This window comes from Jezberella sp. (assembly GCF_964834465.1).
The window spans coordinates 53,268-60,043 of record NZ_CBAZRM010000017.1 but is presented as its reverse complement, the minus strand read 5'-3'; the positions used below and the strand labels follow the sequence as shown (position 1 = coordinate 60,043).

Here is a 6,776-nt window from a genome sequence, read left to right as displayed (position 1 = left end):
ATCTTCAGTGCGTGATGCAAAGATCACAACAACAGAGACTAAATATTCAATGGCGCGTTGGCTTAGTTTAGAGCAACTGCAAGGCTTTAAAACAAGTAAAACTCAAACTTCATACCCTTATAACGACGAGCTATCTGAAAACTTAAGGGCGCAATATATTTAAATTGGTGTAAGCGCTACCGGTCAGTTGATTGATGATTTTGTAGTCAGCCTCTTGCTCGTTCAAGAGCGTTGTCAACTGCTTAGAGAGGCCCGTCTTATCAATCGCCTGCATTGAGGTGATACTGTTGTTTGCACTTGCAAGTTGTTGGCTTGCCACGGTGTTTAATTTTGTTAAGTTTTTAGAGCTAGTCGTTAAATTTTGCTGCCCGTTTTCGATGGCAGAGATGGCTGACCGAATCCCATCAATTGCCTGTTGTGCATGCTGCGGGGTGTCAAGTGCTGTATTTGCAAGCACGCCACCGCTGACCATTGCTAAAATATTGACAGGATAGATGGTAGTCATCGATTTTGGTGTTTTGTCGATACCCGTAGTGACATTCAAAACTGCCGTGCCGCTCAGTATATTGACCCCATTGACACTCGATTTGCTCGCGTACTTTTCAATCTGCAGCACCATGTTTTGATACTGTTGATTAAAGTATGTTGAGTCAGAGCTTTGCAGTGTTGGGTCGTTCGCTTGATTGGCCAGTAGCTGCATAGAGTTCAGCACGTTCGTAATATTCGTCAGCGCTGATTTTGCGGAAGTAATGACTGCTTGAGCGGAAGAAATGTTGGTTTGTACATTACCGTATGCTGTCGCTTGGGTAGAGAGGCTAGTCACCGTTGCTTGTTGGGCACTCGTCAATGTCTTGGTGCCAGCGTTGAGGGTGTTTTGCAATGACGTGATTTGACCTTGCAACGTATTTGCATTGAGTTCAAATGTCACTGCAGTGACAAGGGGAGAGGTCATTGCCAATATCTCGCTTAAACATAACCGTTATGTGCGCTGGGCATCAAGGTCGCCAAAGGCAACTGCCTCTGGTAATCGCAACCAATCATAGGTACGAGGTAAAGTCGGATTGCAAATCTATGAAGCCTGAACGGATAATCAACTGAAGAACCGTTTGCAGGTTCTTCAATCCTTCAAGATAGCGCCACAACCCGTAAAAACGATATAAAACCGATTGCTGTTAATTAACGGAACAGGGTCAAAATCGCAGCCGCTTCAGTATTCATTTGACTAACCAAGTAATAGTCAACCGATTGTTGGTTATTGAGCTGTTGCAGCTGTGCCTGCGCTGCGGTTTGATCCACTGATTGAAGCGAATTAATCGTCTGTTGCAAATTGGTTCCCAACGAAGTCACGGATGCCAAATCAGCGCCCATCGCAGTCGCAAAAGCATTTAGATTTGACTGTGCTGTTGAAACTGAGGTCAACCCACTTGCCAGCGCGGTAATAGCAGCATTTGCGCTTGCTGCGGACGAAATCGAAAGGCCTGTAACCAGCACCGCCAGCGTTGTGTCGAGCGCCTGACCGCTGATCGTGGCGACGCCAGTGGTATCCAGACCGATCTGCACACTGATAGATGCGTTGGTTGTTGCGCCATAAGTGCCGGTTGGCGAGTTGTACAAGAAATTGTTACCGTTGACTGTCGCATTTTGAATGGCAGACTGGATTTGGCTGGCAAGACTTGTAAAGGTCGTGTTTAAACTGGCCAAATCTGTCGATGATAAGCCACCGCTTGCCGCTTGAGTCGCTAACTGCTGCATCTGCGTGATAATCGAGCTAATTGACGTCAGGCTGGTCTGACCAACGCTAATGATGTCGGACGCTTGCGTGATATTTGTCTGATCGGATGAGTAGATGGCAACTTGTGAGGATAAGCGCGTCACAATGCCTTTCTGCGCAGGATTAAGTGTCTTGATACCAGTCGCAAGCTCTTGCTGCGTCTGATTAATTTGCTGCTGAACATCGTTTACACCCGATACGAGAACAGAGGCTAAGCCAGTGATTGCAGACATGATTACTTTCCTTTCAGATTTGGTTTATTGATTTTGCGATGCGAGCCCTATCGCATCAAGCAAACCTTCTAAGAAGCACCAGTGAGTGATACGCAGACCACTACAACATCGCCCTGATATGCTCAGCACTTCAAACTAACTTGCTACCTTTCGAGTAAGGCTTCTTTGACATCATTCAAAGCACTTACTTTTTATAACGGTGGACTTTTACAAAACTAAAGAGATTAAACAAAATTTAATTTGATAAAAATCCGGTCGCAGACGAAATCAAACCATTCGCAATTTGACTGGGGTCAGGGGTATAAGTGCCCGAATTGATCGCTTGCTTCAGCGCATCAACTTTTAGAAAATCGATCGGCGCACCTATTTGAAGCGATGACTGAATCGCTTGCAGTTGCGTCGATTGCGACGTGATTGCCGAGCTGCCACCCTTGGAGTTCGCAGCACTCGACCCAACGCCAGTGGCTGTTGCACTGGCGGTAGAGCCAGCAGCAGGCGTTGTCGCAGGTGTTGCGGTGGGCGCGGTGGCGCCAGTTGAGACATTTAAAAGGTTCACGCCATGGATAGTGGACATAATAACCTCCCCTTACTTTGATTGTTGACCAGCAACGTTATTCTATATAACGGCAAAGATTCCATAAACTTTATAGCAGACCATCACAAGCTCAACGAGGTTCACGATTTGCCGCAAACCCATCCGGTGAAAGGACGGTTGATACATCATATCGTTAACTGCACGCTTCGTATCGTTAACGGCAGCCTTAACTAAAACTTAATCCCTTATTGACAACATATTACTGGGCTTGAACCTCGATCTGGCCGTTGGCATTGGTAATCCCGCTAACCAACTGCCCGCTACTGACCTTGGCCTGAACGAGTTGTCCCTGAGTTGCATTGTTCTGCGCCAAACCGTCGGTTGAAATGGTAAAGCCGTTGCCAGCACTAATGATTCTGACGGTTTGCCCTTGCCTGACCAGCATGGGCAGCTCTGATAGATCCTGTCTGAGCACTGCACCAGCGTTCATGGCGATGCGCGTGACACGTCCAACGACTTGTGAGGCGTCACTATAGACACCCGGTGGTAATGTGGTTAGATCGCCAGTTTGGTAAGCCAAATTAGATCTGCTGATCAGCTGACCTTGCGACATGGACGTCGCAGCGACCAAATACTGACCGAAGACGCTCACATTGCCCTGTACGTATATGCTCCAACGGGGCATATCATTGCAACGCAAGCCGACAGTGGTTCTGCCCCACGCCCGATTGCCGCCCGTAAAGAAGGCCTCAATAGAGTTGCAAGGCGCAAGCTTTAAGCGCGGATCGATTGGAGTGACACTGACAGTCGACTGACCAGGCATCCCACGGCTTTGATCCACCAGAAACTCAATGACTTTTTGATGGAGAACTTCCAAATCTTGCGTTGCGGGTTCTGCCACTCGACCGGCCCCGTCAGCGGTGGTCATCAGCAGGCTCATGAATATCGCCAAGCCAAAAGCAAAGGCTTTCATTGGCGAACGACTCATCTGATTGCTGTTAAGGACATGACCGAACTGCATGTTTCAACTCCCATAGCACTTTACCCAAGTCTGAATCTTAGTCCTAAGTAAAACCGCGCAATCGCACAAAAAACGGACCTTTTATGCCATTGATTGCTCGATTGCGCAGCTCACACAGCGCTTACATTGTCAACTATGGGTAATTGCCTATGGTGTATTCACTAACGGCGGCGAGATAAAAAACTTTAGGTCATTTTGACGAGATATCGGAAAAATCATGAACCAACTCGATAGCATGTTTAACTTTCAGCAGACCGCGCTTAGGGTGCAGGGTCAGCGCCAAGAGTTATTGGCATCCAATATTGCTAACGCTGACACACCTAACTATAAGGCGCGCGACATTAGCTTTGCGGACACCATGAAAAAGGCCATGGGTGATGCAGGGACATCGATCGAGGCTGGGATGAATGGCGTAGCGGGTGTGGCGGCCACCGCAGCAGCCTTACCGTTAGCCGCTGTCGCTGGCCCGATAGGCACAGCTGCAAGCGCACTGTTCACGACATCACCCTTGCACTTCGCCTCAAGTGCGTCGACTGGAAACGACTCACAAGCAGCGTCGTTGGATGCGCAATATCGCACAGGCACTCAGGGTAGCGTTGACGGCAACACCGTTGATGGCGATGTTGAAAGAAATTTGTTTACCGATAACGCCCTTCACTATGAAACAAGTTTGGCGTTGTTGCATGGCGATGTTAAGGATATGCAGACAGCACTGCAGGCATGATGGTTCAAGATAAAACTGGGCCTGAGTTGCTAACGCAAGGGGGTAAAAGATGAGCTCACTATTTAATGTCTTCAATATTGCAGGGTCAGCGATGAGTGCGCAATCTCAGCGTCTCAATACAGTCGCTAGTAATCTTGCGAACGCTGATAGTGCGACGAGTGCAACGGGTCAGCCTTACAAAGCCAAGCAGGTGGTGTTTTCGACGATTGCGAATGGCGATGCAGCCGGTGGCGTGCAAGTCAAACAAGTGATAGACGATCCGTCACCAGCAAGATTAGTGCACGACCCAGCAAACCCACTGGCTGATGCCGATGGTTATGTCACCATGCCAAACGTTAACGTCACGCAAGAAATGGTCAACATGATCTCAACCTCGCGTGCTTACCAGAACAACGTTGACACGATGAATGCAGCGAAGTCGATGTTGCTCAAAACGTTGACGCTCGATCAAAACTAAACTTTAGAAAGGATAATCACCATGACTTCGGTTTCCAGCTCGACGTTTTCACCCAGCTTAGTGAGCGCCATCAACGGGACAAGCAGTACTGCCTCAACGGGCACTGCGGGCGCAACAGATAGTTCGTCGATGACGAGCACCGCGCAAATGAGTTCAGACTTCATGAAGATGCTCATCGCGCAACTGCAAAATCAAGATCCAACTCAACCCATGTCCAGTCAGGACATGACAAGCCAATTAGCGCAAATTTCAACCGTCAATGGCATCAATCAGCTGAACACGACCATGAGCTCGCTGGCGGGAAGCTTGCAAGGATCTCAAATGTCACAAGCCACCTCGATGATCGGCCAATCTGTGCTGGTGCCGAGTATTAGTAACAGCGCGACGCTTGTGAACGGTCAGTCGCAGTTTGGCGCGCAGCTGGCTGCCCAGGCAGATACGGTTACTGTCACTGTCAAAGACCAAACGGGACAGGTGGTTGATGTGATGAATATGGGCCCGCAAGCAGCCGGCAATGTGCCAATTAATTGGAATGGCAGTGATATGAATGGCAATCCAGTGCCCGCGAGTGGCGGCTATACCTTTAGCGTCAGTGCAACGTCAGCAGGCCAGCCAGTTGGTGTCACCCCTTTGCAAGCTGCTGGTGTGGTGGGGGTCTCGAACGGGACTGCAGGGATCATGCTTAATCTGAACAACAACACTACTGTGAGCGCCGCCAGCGTGCAAACGGTGCTTTAACCGCTATTTGAAAATAGCCCGGAGGTTATGATGTTTTACGACATAGGTTTAGCAGGTGTAAATGCCGCCGCAGCAAATATCAATGTGATTGGTAATAATTTATCTAACGCCAGCACAACAGGTTTCAAGCAGTCGGATATGGATTTCATGAACGTGATGTCCAGCTCACTGAACTCAGCCAGCTCGGGCGTGCAGGCATCGCAAGGCAACGGCCCCAGTACCAGCAATATCCGGCAAGAGTTCACCCAAGGGACCATCGCGGGGACGCAAGTAAACACGGATGTCGCTATCAACGGGTTGGGGTTTTTTCAGTTGCAAGACCCCACCACGGGTCAGACAACCTATACCCGCAATGGTACGTTTCAAGTTAACACGGCTGGCAATCTGGTGAATTCGCTGGGCCAGCAAGTCTGTGGCTACAACGCCACGAATGGCACCGTGAACGTGGGCACGGTTGCCCCTCTCGTGCTGAGCTCAGCCGTGGTGCCGCCGACCGCAACCACCACCGTTGCTCTTAATCTCAATCTGAATTCGGCATCCAAGGCACCGACCAATGCGTTTAGTCCCACGGATCCGACCTCGTACAACTACGCGACACCGGTGACTACCTACAGCCCCAAGGGAGAGCAGCAAACGCTGACAACGTACTACGTTTATTCAGGCACAGGCACGAGTTGGAATGTCTATTCAAGCGTCAACGCGGCGAATTCTGGTTCAAATGACTATGTGACTAATCCGACGGCGTCTCAAATCGGTACGTTGACATTTAACACGGATGGCACCTTGCCCACGGGGACGGCGCCCTTGGCTGGTGTGCCGATTGATACCGCTGGTGACACGGGCACCATCGACTACACCGGCACAACGTATTTGAACTCGACCGTTCAGGGCTCACAAAGCACCACGAACAGTGCAGTGGCCAACGGCAATACCACGGGCTACGTCAATGGGATCACCATCGGCGTCGACGGGACGATAGATGCCACGCTTTCAAGCGGTCAAAAGAACTACGCCCTGGGGCAGATCACCACCGCGCAGTTTACAGCCCCCAATGGGTTGAAAGACTTAGGTAACGACTCTTGGGCTGCGACGGCGCAATCCGGGGTTGCGACCGTAGCGACGCCAGGCAGCGGCAGTTATGGTGCTTTGACGGCATCTGCGCTTGAATCGTCTAACGTCGATCAGACCACTCAATTGGTGAATTTGCTGGCGGCGCAAAGAGCGTATCAAGCGAATGCACAAGTGATTACCGTCATGGATCAATCGCTGCAAAGCGCGATCCAAATAAGCTAATCCA

The 6,776-nt window shown here is 49.9% G+C and carries 9 protein-coding genes; 4 read left to right on the top strand and 5 right to left on the bottom strand.

Annotated features, from left to right (window positions below):
- Nucleotides 1-142 precede the first annotated feature (142 nt).
- The 4 genes from AC1W8Y_RS13415 to flgA form a co-directional block, all read right to left on the bottom strand.
- Nucleotides 143-952 (bottom strand): flagellin, encoded by an 810-nt coding sequence (locus AC1W8Y_RS13415; protein ID WP_482014993.1) that lies wholly within the window; start codon nucleotides 950-952, stop codon nucleotides 143-145.
- Between the two features lie 224 nt (nucleotides 953-1,176).
- Nucleotides 1,177-2,004, bottom strand: a complete 828-nt coding sequence (locus AC1W8Y_RS13410) for a flagellin (protein WP_482014992.1) — start codon at nucleotides 2,002-2,004, stop codon at nucleotides 1,177-1,179.
- Nucleotides 2,005-2,239: 235 nt separating this feature from the next.
- A complete protein-coding gene (flgM, locus tag AC1W8Y_RS13405; RefSeq protein ID WP_482014991.1) occupies nucleotides 2,240-2,578 on the bottom strand; it encodes a flagellar biosynthesis anti-sigma factor FlgM in 339 nt (112 codons plus the stop codon).
- Between the two features lie 220 nt (nucleotides 2,579-2,798).
- Nucleotides 2,799-3,560: a flagellar basal body P-ring formation chaperone FlgA gene (gene flgA, locus AC1W8Y_RS13400; protein ID WP_482014990.1), complete on the bottom strand. Its 762-nt coding sequence runs from the start codon at nucleotides 3,558-3,560 to the stop codon at nucleotides 2,799-2,801.
- Between the two features lie 217 nt (nucleotides 3,561-3,777).
- Here flgA and flgB point away from each other — a divergent pair, with 217 nt between their 5' ends.
- Complete coding sequence (gene flgB / locus AC1W8Y_RS13395; RefSeq protein ID WP_482014989.1) at nucleotides 3,778-4,284, top strand: flagellar basal body rod protein FlgB; 507 nt, start codon at nucleotides 3,778-3,780, stop codon at nucleotides 4,282-4,284.
- Nucleotides 4,285-4,333: 49 nt separating this feature from the next.
- On the top strand, nucleotides 4,334-4,741 hold the full coding sequence (flgC, locus tag AC1W8Y_RS13390; RefSeq protein ID WP_482014988.1) for a flagellar basal body rod protein FlgC: 408 nt from the start codon (nucleotides 4,334-4,336) through the stop codon (nucleotides 4,739-4,741).
- On the opposite strand, the gene AC1W8Y_RS13385 is transcribed toward flgC, so the two are convergent.
- Complete coding sequence (locus AC1W8Y_RS13385) at nucleotides 4,738-4,905, bottom strand: hypothetical protein (protein ID WP_482014998.1); 168 nt, start codon at nucleotides 4,903-4,905, stop codon at nucleotides 4,738-4,740. The genes flgC and AC1W8Y_RS13385 overlap by 4 nt on opposite strands.
- On the opposite strand from AC1W8Y_RS13385, the gene AC1W8Y_RS13380 reads away from it, so the two are divergent.
- A complete protein-coding gene (locus AC1W8Y_RS13380; RefSeq protein WP_482014997.1) occupies nucleotides 4,871-5,479 on the top strand; it encodes a flagellar hook assembly protein FlgD in 609 nt (202 codons plus the stop codon). The two genes, AC1W8Y_RS13385 and AC1W8Y_RS13380, sit on opposite strands and share 35 nt — an antisense overlap.
- A 30-nt stretch (nucleotides 5,480-5,509) precedes the next feature.
- On the top strand, nucleotides 5,510-6,772 hold the full coding sequence (locus tag AC1W8Y_RS13375; RefSeq protein ID WP_482014987.1) for a flagellar hook protein FlgE: 1,263 nt from the start codon (nucleotides 5,510-5,512) through the stop codon (nucleotides 6,770-6,772).
- The last annotated feature ends 4 nt before the right edge of the window (nucleotides 6,773-6,776 follow it).

Coding starts and splice junctions, on each gene's coding strand:
- AC1W8Y_RS13415 (WP_482014993.1), bottom strand. CDS start 952: ATGACCTCTCCCCTTGTCACTGCAGTGACATTTGAACTCAATGCAAAT.
- AC1W8Y_RS13410 (WP_482014992.1), bottom strand. CDS start 2,004: ATGTCTGCAATCACTGGCTTAGCCTCTGTTCTCGTATCGGGTGTAAAC.
- flgM (WP_482014991.1), bottom strand. CDS start 2,578: ATGTCCACTATCCATGGCGTGAACCTTTTAAATGTCTCAACTGGCGCC.
- flgA (WP_482014990.1), bottom strand. CDS start 3,560: ATGCAGTTCGGTCATGTCCTTAACAGCAATCAGATGAGTCGTTCGCCA.
- flgB (WP_482014989.1), top strand. CDS start 3,778: ATGAACCAACTCGATAGCATGTTTAACTTTCAGCAGACCGCGCTTAGG.
- flgC (WP_482014988.1), top strand. CDS start 4,334: ATGAGCTCACTATTTAATGTCTTCAATATTGCAGGGTCAGCGATGAGT.
- AC1W8Y_RS13380 (WP_482014997.1), top strand. CDS start 4,871: ATGACGAGCACCGCGCAAATGAGTTCAGACTTCATGAAGATGCTCATC.
- AC1W8Y_RS13385 (WP_482014998.1), bottom strand. CDS start 4,905: ATGAAGTCTGAACTCATTTGCGCGGTGCTCGTCATCGACGAACTATCT.
- AC1W8Y_RS13375 (WP_482014987.1), top strand. CDS start 5,510: ATGTTTTACGACATAGGTTTAGCAGGTGTAAATGCCGCCGCAGCAAAT.